General features: G+C 72.4%; 13 protein-coding genes and 2 tRNA genes. All 15 read right to left on the reverse strand.

The genetic code is table 11. The features are described 5' to 3' along the window. Positions 1–2 precede the first annotated feature (2 nt). Positions 3–407: a DUF3817 domain-containing protein gene (locus GV155_RS19015; RefSeq protein ID WP_160010548.1), complete on the reverse strand. Its 405-nt coding sequence runs from the start codon at positions 405–407 to the stop codon at positions 3–5. Further along, positions 404–1,231 (reverse strand): SURF1 family protein, encoded by an 828-nt coding sequence (locus GV155_RS19020; protein WP_160010550.1) that lies wholly within the window; start codon positions 1,229–1,231, stop codon positions 404–406. Before GV155_RS19020 ends, GV155_RS19015 begins: the two co-directional genes overlap by 4 nt. Positions 1,232–1,264: 33 nt before the next feature. Then, positions 1,265–2,707 (reverse strand): glycosyltransferase family 39 protein, encoded by a 1,443-nt coding sequence (locus tag GV155_RS19025; protein WP_160010552.1) that lies wholly within the window; start codon positions 2,705–2,707, stop codon positions 1,265–1,267. Positions 2,708–2,852: 145 nt separating this feature from the next. Further along, positions 2,853–3,752 carry a bestrophin family protein gene (locus GV155_RS19030; RefSeq protein ID WP_201300250.1) on the reverse strand — a complete coding sequence of 300 codons (900 nt, stop codon included), beginning with the start codon at positions 3,750–3,752 and terminating at the stop codon, positions 2,853–2,855. Between the two features lie 186 nt (positions 3,753–3,938). Continuing rightward, positions 3,939–4,011: transfer RNA gene (locus GV155_RS19035), tRNA-Ala, on the reverse strand. A gap of 51 nt (positions 4,012–4,062) precedes the next feature. Next, a complete protein-coding gene (locus GV155_RS20910) occupies positions 4,063–4,188 on the reverse strand; it encodes a DLW-39 family protein (RefSeq protein ID WP_236554429.1) in 126 nt (41 codons plus the stop codon). 47 nt (positions 4,189–4,235) lie between these two features. Further along, positions 4,236–4,312 (reverse strand) — tRNA-Ile (locus GV155_RS19040). Positions 4,313–4,435: 123 nt separating this feature from the next. Continuing rightward, on the reverse strand, positions 4,436–5,110 hold the full coding sequence (locus GV155_RS19045; RefSeq protein WP_160010556.1) for a DUF3566 domain-containing protein: 675 nt from the start codon (positions 5,108–5,110) through the stop codon (positions 4,436–4,438). Further along, positions 5,103–7,841 carry a DNA gyrase subunit A gene (gene gyrA, locus GV155_RS19050; protein ID WP_268892610.1) on the reverse strand — a complete coding sequence of 913 codons (2,739 nt, stop codon included), beginning with the start codon at positions 7,839–7,841 and terminating at the stop codon, positions 5,103–5,105. The genes GV155_RS19045 and gyrA overlap by 8 nt, the downstream gene beginning before the upstream one ends. A gap of 51 nt (positions 7,842–7,892) precedes the next feature. After that, positions 7,893–10,055: a DNA topoisomerase subunit B gene (locus tag GV155_RS19055; RefSeq protein WP_442938853.1), complete on the reverse strand. Its 2,163-nt coding sequence runs from the start codon at positions 10,053–10,055 to the stop codon at positions 7,893–7,895. Positions 10,056–10,291: 236 nt separating this feature from the next. Further along, the gene (locus GV155_RS19060) at positions 10,292–10,885 is read right to left on the reverse strand and encodes a DUF721 domain-containing protein (RefSeq protein WP_160010558.1); all 594 of its coding nucleotides are present in this window, start codon (positions 10,883–10,885) and stop codon (positions 10,292–10,294) included. After that, a complete protein-coding gene (gene recF, locus GV155_RS19065; RefSeq protein ID WP_160010560.1) occupies positions 10,878–12,056 on the reverse strand; it encodes a DNA replication/repair protein RecF in 1,179 nt (392 codons plus the stop codon). Before recF ends, GV155_RS19060 begins: the two co-directional genes overlap by 8 nt. Positions 12,057–12,145: 89 nt before the next feature. After that, entirely contained in the window at positions 12,146–13,048 is a 903-nt protein-coding gene (gnd, locus tag GV155_RS19070) for a phosphogluconate dehydrogenase (NAD(+)-dependent, decarboxylating) (RefSeq protein WP_160011661.1), read from the reverse strand. A gap of 53 nt (positions 13,049–13,101) precedes the next feature. Continuing rightward, positions 13,102–14,241 (reverse strand): DNA polymerase III subunit beta, encoded by a 1,140-nt coding sequence (dnaN, locus tag GV155_RS19075; RefSeq protein WP_160010562.1) that lies wholly within the window; start codon positions 14,239–14,241, stop codon positions 13,102–13,104. 435 nt (positions 14,242–14,676) lie between these two features. Further along, the gene (dnaA, locus tag GV155_RS19080) at positions 14,677–16,209 is read right to left on the reverse strand and encodes a chromosomal replication initiator protein DnaA (RefSeq protein ID WP_442938873.1); all 1,533 of its coding nucleotides are present in this window, start codon (positions 16,207–16,209) and stop codon (positions 14,677–14,679) included. Between the last annotated feature and the right edge of the window lie 421 nt (positions 16,210–16,630).

Here is a 16,630-nt window from a genome sequence, read left to right on the forward strand (position 1 = left end):
GCTCAACGCACGGCGGCGGCCGGCGCTGCCAGCTCGGCGCCGTGCTCGGCCTGCACCCGCCGCGTGGCGCGCCGCTCGGCCCAGAACGACAGCAGCGGGACGGTGCCGCAGAGCAGGGTGACCACGGTGAAGCCGAGGTCCCAGCCGGCCTTGCGGCTGAGCCAGAAGGCGGTGACCAGGAAGATCATGTAGAGCCAGCCGTGGGCCACGCCGAGGTACTCGGTGATCGCGACGCCGACCTCGTGGGCCGTCGAGCCGGCCGGGAAGACCTCGGGCGTGGACGGGATGACGTACCACATGCCGGTGCCGTCGAAGTTGGCCAGCGGCGTCCCGACCAGGATCAGCACCACGAGCAGGACGCCGACGATCGTGGCCATCACCCGGTACCTCGTCAGCGCGCCCCTCACGGCTCCGAACCTACCGGGTCGGGCTGTGCGGACGGCTCCGGGTCGGCGTCGTCGTCGGCCTCCGCGCGACGTGAGTCACGCACGAACTGCCACCAGATGAAGCCGGCGAACCCGCCGAAGACGACCCACTCGATGCCGTAGAGCAGGTTGCGGAGCGCGGTGGTCTGCCCGACCGGCGGCAGCTGTTCGACGGTGGCCGGCTCGAGGCCGTCGGTGCCGTCGTTGACCGCGGTCCGACCGTGCGGCCAGTCACCGGGGGCGATGGCGTCGGCCGCGGGCGGCGGGACCACGGCGTACGCGCCGTAGAGGTCGACGTCGACGCGCTGCTGGAGGTCGGCGGTGCGCAGCTGCGGCACCACGTCGTCGGTCGGGTCGGCGTCGGTGATGACACGTCCCTCGGGGGGCTGGAGGTAGGCGACCATCTCGGCCTGCCCCGTGGGGGCGGGCGGCACGTCGGTCTCGTCGGCGGTCCAGCCGCGCACCACCGGGAGCGCCGAGCCGGTCGCGTCCTCCTGCAGGGGCGTGACGACCCAGAAGCCGTCGCTGCCGTCCTCCTCGCGCCCGGAGACCAGCACGGTGGCCCCGGTGAGCCACCGGCCTTCGAGCACGACCGGCTGACCGACGAGGTCGCCCAGGAAGGGGTCGTCGGGGCCGAGCGCGTCGGTGATCGCGACCGGCTCGATCCGGCTCAGGTCGCGGGCCTCCGCGTCGCGCCGCGCGTCCCAGGCCGCGAACTGCCAGGCGGCGAGCAGCAGCGCCACCGTGACCAGGACCAGCGCGAGCAGGTGCGCCCCCAGCATCCGGGGGGTCAGGAACGTGCGCACCTCCCCAGGGTACGGACCCCGCTCGGACCCGGCTCAGTCGTAGTGCCGCAGCCGCGGCCAGACCTCCGCCCAGCCTCCGCGCGGCAGGTCGCACACCGACACCGGCCGGCCCTGCTCCTGGCTGTCGACGCCCAGCCCGTGGTCGAGGCGGCCTCCGACCCGGCAGTCGGCGAAGACCCGCCGCAGCGGACCGACGCGGGTGCCGACCACGACCGCGACCGTCGCCGCCTCCGGCGGGCGGGCCTGCAGGTAGAGCTCGTTCTGCGCGCTGTAGACCTCGTCGATGCCGTACGCCGCGCCGTAGCGGTCGATCGCACCGGCCTCGCCGTAGTTGTCGGTCACCACGACCGCGCGCCCCCGGTCCTCGACCGGCAGCGCGTCGCGCACGCGGGCGACGTCGGCGACGTACTCCTCCCAGCCGACCTGGTCCTGGGCGATCTGGTTGAACAGGGGGACCGGGGTCGAGCCGAGGTGCTCGACCGGGACGAGCGGGAGCGCGATCACCCCCGAGGTGACGGCGTTGACCGCGACGCCGGCCGCGACCCACCGGGCCCGGCTGCGCGGGCCCGCGCGCCACCACCGGACGACCACGACGCAGCCGGCCGCCAGCACGGCCGTGAGCAGGCCCAGCGAGTAGTAGAACTGCGAGCCGCCCGTCACGACCAGGACCAGGAGCACCGGCAGCGCGGCGGCCAGGAACCGGACGTCGCCCCAGCCGTCGCGGCCCCGCCAGAGGGCGACCAGGCCCGCGACCCAGACAGGCACGAGCGGCAGGCCGAGCATCACCAGCAGGATCGGCAGCGCCAGCAGGCGTACCTCGGTGGCGTTGTGCCGGGCCAGGGCCCGGCCCATGTCGAGCTGGGGCCACCCGTTCGTGGCCTGGTAGGCCAGGTTGGGCGCGGCCAGCGCCAGGGCCAGCAGGCCGGCCCCCCACACCCAGGGCGAGCGGAACAGCCTGCGGGGGCCGAGGACCGCGATGCCGGCGGCCAGGGAGAGCACCAGCAGCGAGACCAGCCACTTGTTGTAGGTGCTCAGTCCCACCACCAGACCGACGGCCAGCCACCACCGGGGCTCGTCGCGGCGCACCGCGCGCAGGACCAGGAGCACGACGAGCGGCCACACCACGAGGTCGACGGTCGCGGTCAGCAGCACCCGGGCGAACTCCAGCGGCAGCAGCGAGGTGGCGTACGCCCAGGCGCACAGCGTCTGCGCGGTGCGGTCCCCGCCGAGCTCGCGGGTGATCAGGGCGACCACGGCGACCGAGACCGCCATCAGCAGGGTCGCCGGCACGTGCAGCGCCCAGGTCTCGTCGGCGAGCAGCGTCGTGGCGCGCGCGATCAGCGGGGTCAGCGGCGGCTGGTCGACGTAGCCCCACTGCGGCGGCAGCATCCGGAAGTACAGCTCGTCGCGGTGGTACCCGTACGCCGGGCTGGCCAAGGTGAGCGCGAGCGCCACCGCGGCCATCGCGCCCAGCACCGGGCCGCGGGCGAACGGGGGGAGGGCGAACGGGGGGGGGCGAACGGGGGGAGGGCCTGCACCCGCGGAGCCTAGACGCCGAGATGACGCTCGCGGACAGCCGAGATGACGCTCGCGGCGGCTCGAGGTGACGGTTCCGGCGCCCTCACCAGAGCACCTCGTGCCGCGGACCCACCCGGTCCGGACCCTCCTCGCCGATGGTCTCGAGCAGGTCGATCTCGATCGTGCGGGTGATCGCGGTCATCGGCACGTCGTGGATCTTGTCCCGGAACGGGTCGGCGAGGTCCCGTCCGACCTGCACCGCCAGCAGGAACATCATCCCGACCAGTCCGGACCCCACCGGGGTCAGCCAGCCCAGGTCCTGCACCATCGCGAACGGCAGGATCACGCAGAACGTGCGCGCGAAGAACGACGGCAGGAACCGGTACTGCACCGGCAGCGGGGTGTTCTTGATGCGCTCCAGCCCGCCCTGGGCGTCGGCGAGCGTCGCGAGGGTCGTCTCGGCCTGCACGCGGGTGTAGCTGTCGACCATCCCGCGCCGCCGGGCCTCGCTGAGCAGTCCGCCGATCTCGTTCAGCACCGCGTTGGGCTTGTTGGTCGCCAGCGCCACCCGGGCCGCCACCTCGTCGGTCGTGTAGCGCGCCAGCTCGGCGGGTGCGTCCTGGCCGCGCAGCGAGGTGCGCAGGACGTGGACGTACGCCGCCTGGGCCCGGACGACCTCCTCCACCAGTCCCGGACGGGCGTCCACGACGGAGGTGTCGAGCAGCGTGACGGCCTCGCGGGCCAGGTTGCGCGAGTGGTTGGTGATGGTGCCCCACAGGGTCCGGGCCTCCCACCAGCGGGCGTAGGCGGCGTTGACCATGAACCCCAGGAACAGCGCGACGGCCGTGCCGTAGAGCGTGTACTGGATGTCGACGTCGCCGAAGCCCAGCCAGCCCCGGAGGTAGGCCAGGGTCACCGCCACGTCCCACACGAGCAGCAGCGCGAGGGGCGGCAGCAGGCCGCGCCAGGCGGACAGGGGCGCGGGCACGGCGGAGACGATCACGCCCACGAGTCTCGTCGACCAGACAGGTGCAGCACGACCGGAGCGGACGTGCGTCGCGTCACGCCCGCCGCGGCGCCCGTACGGCGCGGGCCCGGCGCGGGCCCGACGCGGGCCCGGCGCGCCGGAATCGTCATCTCGAGGCGCCGCAAGCGTCATCTCGGCTGTCCGCGAGCGTCATCTCGGCGGTGGAGCCTAGGGGACTCGAACCCCTAACCCCCTGCTTGCAAAGCAGGTGCGCTACCAATTGCGCCAAGGCCCCGGGTCGGCCGCGGGAGCGGCCGGTGGTGCGGGTCGTACGGGTGGTGCCGGCTCAGGTCCGCTCGACCGGGTCGGTGGCCTCGGCCCAGAGCGCCTGCTCGGCCTGGCCCTCGTCGTACTTGCGCTTCGCGACGACGGCGCCGGCGGCAGCCAGCACGACGAGGACGACCTTCTTCATGGTCTCTCCAACGGTGGTGGTCTGGTGCCGGGCTGCGGGAGTGGTGCTGGTGGGCCTAACAGGACTTGAACCTGTGACCTCTTCCTTATCAGGGAAGCGCTCTAACCGTCTGAGCTATAGGCCCGCTCCGGCCGCGGCCGACATGGCCGACCTGCGGCCGAGGGGTGACACTACCCCACCCCCGCGGAGCCCGACAAAACGGGCTCCGCCGACCCGACGTCGCAGGTCGGAAGGGGTGCGGCAGCGATCAGTTCTGGTCCTCCGACAGGGTGACCTCGACGCCGCCGAGCAGCGCCGCGGACATGTTGTAGAGGAACGCCGTGAGCGTGGCGATCGCCGTGATCAGCACGACGTCGACCGCCGCGACGACCACGGTGAAGCCGAGCACGCGGGAGGTGCCGATGTAGTTCTCCACGTCGAGGTCGGCGGTGTCGGGACCGCCGACGCTCTCCTGGATCGTGGTGTTGATCGAGTCCCAGACGCCGGCGGCGTCGAGCACCGACCAGATCATCGCCACCGCCACCACGGTCACCACGCCGAAGGCGATGGCGAGCAGGAACGAGGTCTTCATGACCGTCCAGGGGTCGATCCGGGTCAGCCGCAGGCGCGCCCGCCGGGGCGTACGGTTCCCGCCGCCGGCCTTGACCTGGCTGCTCGTCGAGGCCGTGTGCTCGGACTTCGCCGCCGCGTTGGCGCGGTGCTCCTCGGTGGCCGAGGCGAGCTTGGCCTGGATCCGCTCGATCAGCGGGGGTCGCGAGGCCGTGTCGTCGCTCGACGCACCGGCCCCCCCGGCGGCGCGCGGCGTGCCCGTAGTGGTCCCCTTGGCCGGCGTCGCCGCCGGGGTGATGGGGACCTTCCGGGTGGCGTCGTCGCCGGCCCCGTCGGTGCGTGTGCCGCCGCTGCGGCCCGATCCGTCACTCATCGCTGATGTCCTCCCCGGCGTCGTCGCCGCCCTGGTCGCCGGCGACCTCTACGGCATCGTCACCCGCCCCGGTCCCGTCGATCATGTCAGCCGGGGGCGAATCGGACGACTCGCCGGCCACCTCGTCCTCGACGGTGGCCTCCACCTTGGCCTCCACCGAGCGGGCCACGACGGCGACGCTGTCACCGGACTTGGTGGTCACGAAACGCACCCCCATCGTGGAACGGCCGGTGGCGCGGAAGTCGTCGTTGACGGGGCTCCGCACGACCTGGCCGGTGGCGGTGATCGACAGCACCTCGTCGCCGTCCTCGACGATGAACGCGCCGACGAGCCCGCCGCGGTCCTCGTTGGCCAGCGCCATCGCCTTGATCCCCAGGCCGCCGCGGGACTGGGTGCGGTACTCGCTGATCCGGGTCCGCTTGGCGAACCCGCCGTCGGTGATGGTGAAGACGTACTGCGGCTTGACCTCGGCGACCTCCTCGGGCGACGCCTCGACGTCGGGCGAGTCCTCCGTGCCCTCCGCCAGTCCGGCGGCCTCCTCGGCCGCGACCTGGGACGCGCGGATGACCGACATCGACAGCAGCGAGTCCTCCTCGCGGAACTTCATCCCGGAGACGCCGGAGGTGGCGCGGCCCATCGGGCGCAGCTGGGTGTCGTCGGCGCGGAACCGGATCGCCTGGCCGCGGCGCGAGACCAGCAGGATCTCGTCGTCGGCGCTGACCAGCTCGGCGCCGATCAGCTCGTCCTGGCCGAGCGTCGGGTGCTCCTCGCGGAAGTTGATCGCGATGATGCCGGCCTGGCGGGGGCTGTTGTAGTCGGCCAGCCGCGTCTTCTTGACCAACCCGTGCCGGGTCGCGAGGACGAGGTACGGCAGCTGGTCGTAGTCGCGGATCGCCAGGACCTGCGCGATGGACTCGTCGGGCTGGAACGACAGCAGGCCGGCGACGTGGCCGCCCTTGGCGTCGCGCGAGGCCTCGGGCAGCGTGTAGGCCTTGGTGCGGTAGACCCGCCCGGCCGTGGTGAAGAACAGCAGCCAGTGGTGGTTGGTGGTGGCCATCAGGTGCTCGACGACGTCGTCGCCGCGCAGCGCGGCACCCCGGACACCCTTCCCCCCGCGCTTCTGGGTGCGGTAAAGGCCGCGGGCGGTGCGCTTGGCGTACCCGCCGCGGGTGATCGAGACGACGAGCTCGTCGTCGGGGATCAGGTCCTCCATGGACAGGTCGCCCTCGGCGGCCACGATCTGGGTACGCCGGTCGTCGCCGTACTTCTCGACGACCTCGGCCAGCTCGTCGGCCACGATCTGGCGCTGGCGGGTGACGTTGGCCAGGATGTCCTCGAGGTCGGCGATGGTCCGCTCGATCTCGGCCAGCTCGTCGATGATCTTCTGGCGCTCCAGCGCCGCGAGCCGGCGCAGCTGCAGCTCCAGGATCGCGCGGGCCTGGATCTCGTCGATCTCGAGCAGCGCGATCAGCCCGTCCCGGGCGTCCTCGACCTCGGGCGAGCGCCGGATCAGCGCGATCACCTCGTCGAGCATGTCGAGGGCCTTGGCCAGCCCGCGCAGGATGTGGGCCCGGTTCTCGGCCTCGCGCAGGAGGTACTCGGTGCGACGCCGGATGACCTCGACCTGGTGCTCGACCCAGTTGCTGATGAAGGCGTCGATCGACAGCGTGCGGGGCACCCCGTCGACCAGGGCCAGCATGTTGGCGCTGAAGTTGCTCTGCAGCTCGGTGTGCTTGAGCAGGTTGTTCAGCACCACGCGGGCCACCGCGTCGCGGCGCAGGACGATGACGAGGCGCTGGCCGGTCCGGTCGGAGGTGTCGTCGCGCACGTCCGCGATGCCCTGGACCCGCCCGGAGTCGGCGAGCTCGGCGATCTTCAGCGCGAGGTTGTCGGGGTTGACCATGTAGGGCAGCTCGGTGATCACGAGCATGGTGCGGCCCTTGGCGTCCTCGTCGACGTCGATGATCGCGCGCTGGGTGATCGAGCCGCGCCCGGTGCGGTAGGCCTGCTCGATGCCCTGGCGACCCACGATCGTGGCGCCGTTGGGGAAGTCGGGGCCCTTGATCAGCTCGATCAGGGCGTCCTGGAGCTCCTGCTTGGTGGCGTCGGGGTGGTCCAGCGCCCAGCGGGCGCCCTCGGCGACCTCGCGCAGGTTGTGCGGCGGGATGGAGGTGGCCATCCCGACCGCGATGCCGGCGGAGCCGTTGGTGAGCAGGTTGGGGAACCGTGCCGGCAGGACCACGGGCTCCTGCGAGCGACCGTCGTAGTTCGGCTGGAAGTCGACGGTCTCCTTCTCGATGTCGCGCACCATCTCCATGGCCAGCGGCGCCATCCGGCACTCGGTGTACCGCATGGCCGCGGCGGAGTCGTTGCCCGGCGAGCCGAAGTTGCCCTGGCCGTTGATCAGCGGGGCACGCATCACCCAGGGCTGCGCGAGGCGGACCAGGGTGTCGTAGATCGCGGTGTCGCCGTGCGGGTGGTACTGCCCCATCACGTCGCCGACGACGCGGCTGCACTTGGAGAAGCCGCGGTCGGGGCGGTAGCCGCCGTCGTACATGGCGTAGAGCACCCGGCGGTGCACGGGCTTCAAGCCGTCGCGGACGTCGGGCAGCGCCCGGCCGACGATGACGGCCATGGCGTAGTCGATGTAGGCGCGCTGCATGGAGGTCTGCAGCTCGACCGGCTCGATCCGGGCGCCGGTCGGGGTTCCGCCGGTGGGGGTCTCGGTCACGATCGCTCTCTCTGGTTGCTTCTACGACTTTCTAGGTCTGGTGCTAGATGCCTAGATATCGAGGAATCGGACGTCCTTGGCGTTGCGCTGGATGAAGGAGCGGCGCTGCTCGACGTCCTCGCCCATCAGGATCGAGAAGATCTCGTCGGCGTGGGCGGCGTCGTCCAGCGTCACCTGGAGCAGGAGCCGGTTGTCCGGGTCCATCGTGGTCTCCCACAGCTCCTTGGCGTTCATCTCGCCGAGTCCCTTGTAGCGCTGGACCGGGTTCTCCTTCGGCAGCTTCTTGCCGGCCGCGGCGCCGTCGCGCAGCAGCGCGTCGCGCTCGGCGTCGGAGTAGACGAACTCGTGCTCGGCCGGCTTGTTCCAGCGCAGCCGGTAGAGCGGCGGCTGGGCCATGTAGACGAACCCGCCGTCGATCAGGGGGCGCATGAAGCGGAACAGCAGCGTCAGCAGCAGCGTGTTGATGTGGTGGCCGTCCACGTCGGCGTCGGCCATCAGCACGACCTTGTGGTAGCGCAGCTTCTCGGCGTTGTACTCCTCCTGGATGCCGGTGCCCAGGGCGGAGATGATCGACTGCACCTCGGTGTTGCCGAGCACCTTGTCGATGCGGGCCTTCTCGACGTTCAGGATCTTGCCGCGGATCGGCAGGATCGCCTGGATCCGCGGGTCGCGGCCCTGCCGCGCCGAGCCGCCGGCCGAGTCGCCCTCGACGATGAAGACCTCGCACTCGGCGGGGTTCGTCGACTGGCAGTCCGAGAGCTTGCCGGGCAGGCCCGAGCGACCGAGCAGGCCCTTGCGGTCGCGGGCGAGGTCGCGGGCCTTGCGGGCCGCGATCCGGGCGGTGGCCGCGGCCTGCGACTTGCGCACGATGTCGCGGCCCTCGGCCGGGTTCTGCTCCAGCCAGGCGCCGAGCTGCTCGTTGACGGTGCGCTGGGTGAAGCTCTTCGCCCCGGTGTTGCCGAGCTTGGTCTTGGTCTGGCCCTCGAACTGCGGGTTGCCGAGCTTGATCGAGATGATCGCGGTGAGGCCCTCGCGGATGTCGTCGCCGGAGACCCGGTCCTCGCGCTTCTTGATCAGGCCCCACTCCTCGCCCCAGTGGTTGACCTGGGAGGTCAGCGCCGCCCGGAAGCCCTCCTCGTGCGTGCCGCCCTCGTGGGTGTTGATGGTGTTGGCGAAGGTGTGGACCGACTCGGTGTAGGAGGTGTTCCACTGCATCGCCACCTCGAGGCTGGCGTGGTCCTCGACCGAGGGAGGCGTCTCGGCCTCGAAGGAGATGATCGTGGGGTTCGCGGTCTCCTTGCGCCGGTTCAGGTGCTCGACGTAGTCGACCAGGCCGCGGTCGTACTTGAAGACCTGCTCCAGGCCGCCGCCAGCGGCACGCTGGACGGCGTCGGGACGCTCGGCGTCGGCGTCGGCGGACACCGGCTCCTCGACCACCGCGTCCGCGACGTCCTCGGCCGCGGGACGCTCGTCGCGCACGACGATCTCGAGGCCCTTGTTGAGGAACGCGTACTCGCGCACCCGGGCGGTGATCGTCTCCAGGTTGTACTCGGTGGTCTCGAAGATGTCCGGCGAGGCGTAGTAGGTGATCGTCGTGCCGGTCCGCTCGCCGTCCTCCATCGGGCGCACCTCGACCAGGTCGCCGTCGGGCACCCCGATGCTGAAGGTCTGGCGCCACAGGTGACCGCGGTTCTTGACCTCGGCCACGACCGTGGTCGACAGCGCGTTGACCACCGAGACGCCCACCCCGTGCAGGCCGCCGGAGACCTTGTAGCCGCCACCGCCGAACTTGCCGCCGGCGTGGAGCAGCGTCAGCGCCATCGTCAGCGCCGGCATCTCCTGGCCCGGCGCGGTGTCGGTGGGGATCCCGCGACCGTTGTCCTCGACCCGGACCCCGCCGTCACCGAGCAGCGTCAGCACGATCCGGTCGCAGTGGCCGGCCAGCGACTCGTCGACCGCGTTGTCCACGATCTCCCAGATCAGGTGGTGCAGACCACGCACGCCGGTCGAGCCGATGTACATCCCGGGGCGCTTGCGCACGGCCTCGAGGCCCTCGAGGACCTGGATCGCGGAGGCGTCGTAGTCGGCGCTCACGTGGTCGCGCGAGGCGATCGAGCCCTGGTCGGCCTGCGGGTCGGCGGGCGTCACGCCCGGGTCGTCCGGCTTCGGTGTGGCGGCGGTGATCTCGTCGGGCGTCGGGGTCTCGTCGGTCACGCACAACCTTCTTCGAGCTGGATTCAGACAGGCAGGGTCCGGCGGAGGCCGGGATGCGCCCAGTCTACCGCGTGAGCGCCGCCTGGCCACGCATCGTCCCCAGCCGGGAGGGCCCGGCGAGCCGTAGGAGGGCCCCAGGCGCCCCGGGAAGCCTGCCTGCGCGGCCGAGCAGGGGGGTCGCCGGGGGCGGATACGCCGGTGAGGGCCACGAACGGCTCACAGGGGGCTCCTGGCACTCAGCCGTACGTGTCGCGAGGCCCGCGGGAGTCGCGGGTCGAGAGGCGCCCCCGGGTCCAGCCCGGCGCGTGCGGCCCGAGCACCTCGATCACCGTCACCACGCCGTCCCCGACCTCCTCGGCCAGCCGCCGCAGCAGGGTCGGTGCCAGCAGGCGCAGCTGGGTGGCCCAGGCCGTGGAGTGCGCGCGCACCACCAGCCGGCCCTCGGCGAACGACTCGGGCGTGCTGTGCTCGGCGACCTCGGCACCGACCAGCTCCTCCCAGCGCGCGAACAGGCTGCGGATGCGCAGGTCGAGCTCCCAGCCGTGGTCGGCGACCAACCGGCTCAGGCTGCTGCCGAGCAGCTGCGGGTCGCGGTCGTCGGGGTGCGCGCCGCTGGTGCGGCGCCGCCCGCTCCGCGCCTGGGCCGCGGCCGCGGCGTCGCGGGTGGTCGCGTCCTTGCCCCGGCGCCGGCGGGCGGGACCGGTCGTGCCGACGGTGGCGCGGGCGACCGTGCGGGCCAGGTCGAGCCCGTCGTCGCGGTGCGGCTCGTCGGGGGCGGCGGCCGGGACCTCGGCCGCGCCGTCGGCCGGCAGGACCTCGTCGTCAGCCATCGTCGTCGACCCTCGTGACGGTGCCGTCCGCGACGGCGAAGCGCGCCCCGGCCAGCGCCGCCGGCACGTCCTCGGGCACCGCGGCGGTGACCAGGACCTGCTCGGCGCCGGCGACGAGCTCGGCGAGCTGGGAGCGGCGCTGGGAGTCCAGCTCGGCGAACACGTCGTCGAGGACCAGGATCGGGTCGTCGCCGTCCGCGCGCAGCAGGTCGTACGACGCCAGCCGCATCGCCAGCGCGAAGGACCAGCTCTCGCCGTGCGAGGCGTATCCCTTGACCGGCAGCGGGTCGGCGGGGCCCGCCGGGCCGGCGAGGGTGAGCACCAGCTCGTCGCGGTGCGGTCCCACCAGCGTGACGCCGCGGTCCAGCTCGTCGCCACGGCGGCGCTCGAGCTCGCCGCGCAGGGCGTCGACGAGCGCGGCGGGGTCCGGCGCGGACGGGTCGAGGCCGTCGGGGGCCGGGCAGGCGGACCGGTAGGTCATCGCGACGTCGTCGCGGACGGCCCCGCGGGCGACCGCGGCGTAGGCGGCCCCGGCGTACGGCGTCAGCGCGGTGACCAGGGCGACCCGTTCGGCCCACAGCTCGGCGCCGGTGCGGGTGAGGTGGTCGTCCCAGACCTCCAGCGTGGCCAGCGCGCCCTCGGCCGACGAGCCGCGGCGGGCCTGGCGCAGCGACTTCAGCAGCGTGTTGCGCTGCCGCAGGACGCGGTCGTAGTCCGCCCGGACCCCGGCCAGCCGCGGCGCCCGCAGCACCAGCAGGTCGTCGAGGAACCGCCGGCGCTCGCCGGGGTCGCCCTTGACGAGGGCGAGGTCGTCGGGCGCGAAGACGACGGTGCGCACCAGCCCGACCAGGTCGCGGGTGCGCGGCAGCGGCGACCGGTTGACCCGTGCCCGGTTGGCCTTGCCCGGGACGAGCTCAACCTCGAGCAGCGCCGTACGCCCCTCGCGCACGACCGAGGCGCGCACCACCGCCCGGTCGCAGCCCGCGCGGACCAGCGGCGCGTCCGTCGCGACCCGGTGGGAGCTCAGCCGCGACAGGTAGTCGACGGCCTCGACGAGGTTCGTCTTGCCCTGGCCGTTGCGGCCGGTGAAGGCCGTGACGCCCGGGTCCAGCGGGATCTCGGCGGTCGGCCAGGAGCGGAAGTCGTGCAGGGACAGGTGGGAGACGTACACCTGGTGCGTCCTCCTCCCGGCGCCGCGCCCGGACGGGACGACCGGGTCAGTCTAGGAGCGGGCCGGCCCACCCGGAGCCGCGAACCCGCTCAGTGCGCGGCGCCGCCCGAGGGCGGCTCGGTGTGGGTGGCGTGGCCGCCGAACTGGTTGCGCATCGCGGCGACGGCCTTCATCGCGGGGCTGTCCTCCTGGCGGGAGGAGAACCGGGCGAACAGGGACGCGGCGATGGCAGGGACCGGCACGGCGTGGTCGATCGCGGCCTCCACGGTCCACCGGCCCTCGCCGGAGTCGTCGGCCCAGCCGGCGATGGCGTCGAGGTGCGTGTCGTCGCGCAGCGCGGTCACGAGCAGGTCGAGCAGCCAGGACCGGATCACGGTCCCACCACGCCAGGAGTCGAGGACGTCGACCACGTTGTCGACCATGTCGGCGGCCTCGAGCAGCTCGAAGCCCTCGGCGTAGGCCTGCATCACGGCGTACTCGATGCCGTTGTGGACCATCTTGGAGAAGTGGCCCGCCCCCGGCCGTGGGCCGGCGTGGACGAAGCCGGAGTCGCCCTCGGGACGCAGGGCGTCGAACGCGGGCTGGACCAGCGCCACGTCCTCGGCGGAGCCGCCGCACATCAGGGCGTACCCGTTCTCCAGGCCCCAGACGCCCCCGGACACGCCGCAGTCGACGAACCCGACGCCGCGCTCGCGCAGGATCGCTGCGTGCTGCTCGTCGTCGGTCCACCGCGAGTTGCCGCCGTCGACCACCAGGTCGCCCTCGCCGAGCAGGTCGGCCAGCGCGGTCACCGTCGCGCGGGTGGGCTCGCCCGAGGGCACCATCACCCACACCACCCGGGGCGAGGGCAGCTGTGCGACCAGCTCCTCGAGGCTGCCGACGTCGGCCACCTCGGCGTTGCGGTCGTAGCCCACGACGGTCAGGCCGGCGTTGCGCATGCGGGAACGCATGTTGCCGCCCATCTTGCCGAGGCCGACGAGTCCGATGGTCATCGTGTCGCTCACTGGGGTCCCCCTGCGGTCGGGTACGGGCGTGGGTCGGCGGGTCAGGACAGCAGCCGGCGCGGCATCAGCAGGTAGCGGAAGCCGGGGTCCGGCGCGCCGTCCTCGACCGAGCCCGAGATCACCACGGGCTTGGCCGCCTGGGTGAAGGCGAGCTCGACGGTGGGCTGGTCGATGGCGCCGAGGCCGTCGAGGAGGAACTGCGGGTTGAAGCCGGTGGTGAGGTCGTCGCCCTGGATGGCGGCCTCGATCGACTCCGAGGCCTGGGCCTCGTCGCCCGTGCCGGCGTCGAGGGTCAGGGTGCCGTCGGAGAAGGCCATCTGCACCGCGGTGTTGCGCTCGGCGACGAGCGCGACGCGCTTGACCGACTCGATCAGCGAGGCCTTGTCGACCGAGGCGACGGTCAGCTTCTCGCTCGGGAACAGGCTGCGGACCTTGGGGAACTCCCCGTCGAGCAGGCGTGTCGTCGTGCGCCGCACCCCACCGGGGGCGTTGCCCTCGAAACCGATCAGGCCCTCGCCCGACCCGCCGGAGGACAGCGCGATCGTCACCTCGCTGCCGGCGGTGAGCGACTTGGCGGTGTCGGCGAGCACCTTGGCCGGCACCAGGGCGGCCATGGTCTCGTCGGGGGTGCGCGGCGACCAGTCGAGCTCACGCTGCGAGAGCCGGAACCGGTCCGTGGCCAGCAGCGACATCGTGCTGCCGTCGATCTCGAGGCGCACGCCGGTCAGCACCGGCAGCATGTCGTCCCGACCGGCCGCGGTGACGGCCTGGGCGACGGCGTGGGCGAAGACGTCGCTGCCGACGGTGCCCGTGGCGGTCGGCATGTCCGGGATGGCCGGGTAGTCCTCGACCGGCATCGTCTGCAGGCTGAACCGCGCGGAACCGCAGGTCAGCGAGACACGGGAGCCGTCCAGGGCGACCTCGACCGGCTTGGCCGGGAGGCTGCGGCAGATGTCGGCGAGCAGCCGACCGCTGACCAGGACGGTGCCGTCCTCGCTGACGTCGGCGTTGAGGTTGGCCCGTGCCGAGGTCTCGTAGTCGAAGCTCGACAGCACCAGCCCCTCGTCGCCGGCGGTGATCAGCAGACCGGCGAGGACCGGGACGCTCGGCCGCACCGGGAGGCTCCGCGCCGCCCAGGCGACGGCGTCGGCGAAGACGTCGCGTTCGACACGGAACTTCACAGTGGCGGTCCTTCAGGTCGAGGAGTCGTGGGGCACGCGGGCCGGGAGCACCGGGACGTGGGAGACGCGATCCTGCCACGTCGCCGCGAGGACGACGAGGTGCGTGCCCGACAGCGTCGCCGGGCGTCCTGCGTGCCGGATGCGTCGTCCTCCACAGGAAGGAGGGCGTTCCCGAGTTCACCGTTCATCCGATCCCCTCTAGGTGAGTGGTCGTAGTAGGAGCGGTGGAGTCTGTGGATGGATCACGTCCGTGCAGGTCGCGCGGTGCAATCGTCGTCCACAGGGCCTGTGCACGGCGACCCGGGCGGACCGTGCCGGCCTGTGTGCCCAGGCAGGTCGTCGCGGCGCGACCGCGGGATGTCCACAGCCTCTCCCGGGGCCCTCCCCGGTCCGGGGAGGGCGGCTGCACATCTTGCAGCCGTGTAGTTCGACGCCTCAGGACCCTTGCTGGCGGGCCTGCAGCTTGACCCGGTTGGTCAGCTCGCTGACCTGGTTGAAGACCTGGCGCCGCTCCGCGAGCAGCTGGTTGATCTTGCGGTCGGCGTACATCACCGTCGTGTGGTCGCGGTTGCCGAACTGGGCGCCGATCTTCGGCAGGGAGAGGTCGGTGAGCTCCCGGCACAGGTACATCGCGATCTGACGGGCCATCACCAGGTGCCGGCCGCGGCTGGGCCCGGTGAGCTCCTCGATGCTCAGCGAGAAGTAGGCCGAGGTCTGGGCGATGATCAGCGGCGCGGTGATCTCGGGCTCGCCACCCTCGGGGATCAGGTCCTTGAGCACGATCTCGGCCAGCGTCATGTCGACGTCCTGGCGGTTCAGGTTGGCGAAGGCGGTGACCCGGATCAGCGCGCCCTCGAGCTCGCGGATGTTGGTCTGGATCTTGGAGGCGATGAACTCCAGCACGTCCGGCGGCGCGGTGAGCCGGTCCATGGCCGCCTTCTTGCGCAGGATCGCGATCCGCGTCTCGAGGTCGGGCGGCTGGACGTCGGTGATCAGGCCCCACTCGAACCGGTTGCGCAGGCGGTCCTCCAGGGCCTCGAGCCGCTTCGGGGCGCGGTCGGAGGTGAGCACGATCTGCTTGTTGGCGTTGTGGAGGGTGTTGAAGGTGTGGAAGAACTCCTCCTGGGTCTGGGTCTTGCCCTCCAGGAACTGGATGTCGTCGATCAGCAGCACGTCGACGTCGCGGTAGCGCCGCTTGAACCGGTCCTGCCGGTCGTCGCGGATCGCGTTGATGAACTCGTTGGTGAACTCCTCGCTGGAGACGTAGCGCACCTTGGAGCCGGTGTAGAGGCTGCGGACGTAGTTGCCGATGGCGTGGAGCAGGTGTGTCTTGCCCAGACCGGAGTCGCCGTAGACCAGGAGCGGGTTGTAGGCCTTGCCGGGCGCCTCGGCCACGGCCACGGCCGCGGCGTGGGGGAAGCGGTTGGACGAGCCGATGACGAAGGTCTCGAAGAGGTACTTGGGGTTGAGCCGGGTCTCCGCCGAGCGGGCGGCCCCGTCGGAGGACCCGAGCGAGGCACCCCCGGGGGCCGGGCGCTGGGGTGCTGCCTCGTCGAGGCCGTCGACGGGGTGGCCACCGAGGCCGTCGTGGGCCTCCAGCCCTCGGGCCCCGGCGGATCGATATGTCGACATGTCGATGGGTCGACTCATCGACTCGTCGTCGTCGCGCCCCCGGTCACGGTCACGGTCCCGGTCGAGCGGGTCGCGGTGGCTCCGGCGGAGGTCGCGCTCGAGACCCCTCGCGCCCAGCGAGACCGGACCGGACTCGTTGGCCGCCTCGTCCGCGTCGGTGCGCTCGAGGGCGGGGTTGACGGTCACCGCGATCCGCATCTCCCGGCCGAGGAGCTCGGTGAGCGCATCCTCGAGCTGGCCGCGCTGGCGACCCTCGAGCCGGGTGCGGGTGAACTCGTTCGGCACCTCGATGATCGCGGTGTTCTCGTGCACGGTGGCCAGCGCGCTGCTGCGCAGCCAGGCCTGCTTCTCCGGCGCGACCTCCTCGACGACCTGTCGCCAGGCCCTCTCGAGGTCCTCGGGTCCTTGCTGCACGTCGCGTTCCTCCTGGTCTGCGGTCCGGGTCCCTGCGAGCCCGGCGGCCCCGTACCGTCCGCGGGGGCCCTGGTCCGTCCACAGCATTCTCCACAAGCTGTGGACTTGTGACCCGGGGACGGTCGGGGGTCCGTCGGCATCGTGGTGACTACCCACGGTGTAGTGCTGTCGTCGCAGGTCAGAGGGCGAACAGACCCGCACCCGCGGCGGTGTCGCGGTGTCGCCCGGGAGGACAGGACACGTCGCCGCACCCGCCTCGGGGACCCTGGGAACGTAACCCGCGCGCTCCCCGGCGGCAAGCCGTCATCCACAGGCCTGGGGCGGGGCCGGGGCGGTGCGCGAG

This window comes from Nocardioides sp. AX2bis (assembly GCF_902506435.1).
In the GTDB taxonomy this organism is placed as follows: Bacteria; Actinomycetota; Actinomycetes; order Propionibacteriales; family Nocardioidaceae; genus Nocardioides.

Bases quoted from the DNA above. Each gene is read 5' to 3' on its own strand.
- GV155_RS20910 (WP_236554429.1), bottom strand. From the start codon at position 4,188: ATGAAGAAGGTCGTCCTCGTCGTGCTGGCTGCCGCCGGCGCCGTCGTC.
- GV155_RS19060 (WP_160010558.1), bottom strand. From the start codon at position 10,885: ATGGCTGACGACGAGGTCCTGCCGGCCGACGGCGCGGCCGAGGTCCCG.
- gnd (WP_160011661.1), bottom strand. From the start codon at position 13,048: ATGACCATCGGACTCGTCGGCCTCGGCAAGATGGGCGGCAACATGCGT.
- GV155_RS19045 (WP_160010556.1), bottom strand. From the start codon at position 5,110: ATGAGTGACGGATCGGGCCGCAGCGGCGGCACACGCACCGACGGGGCC.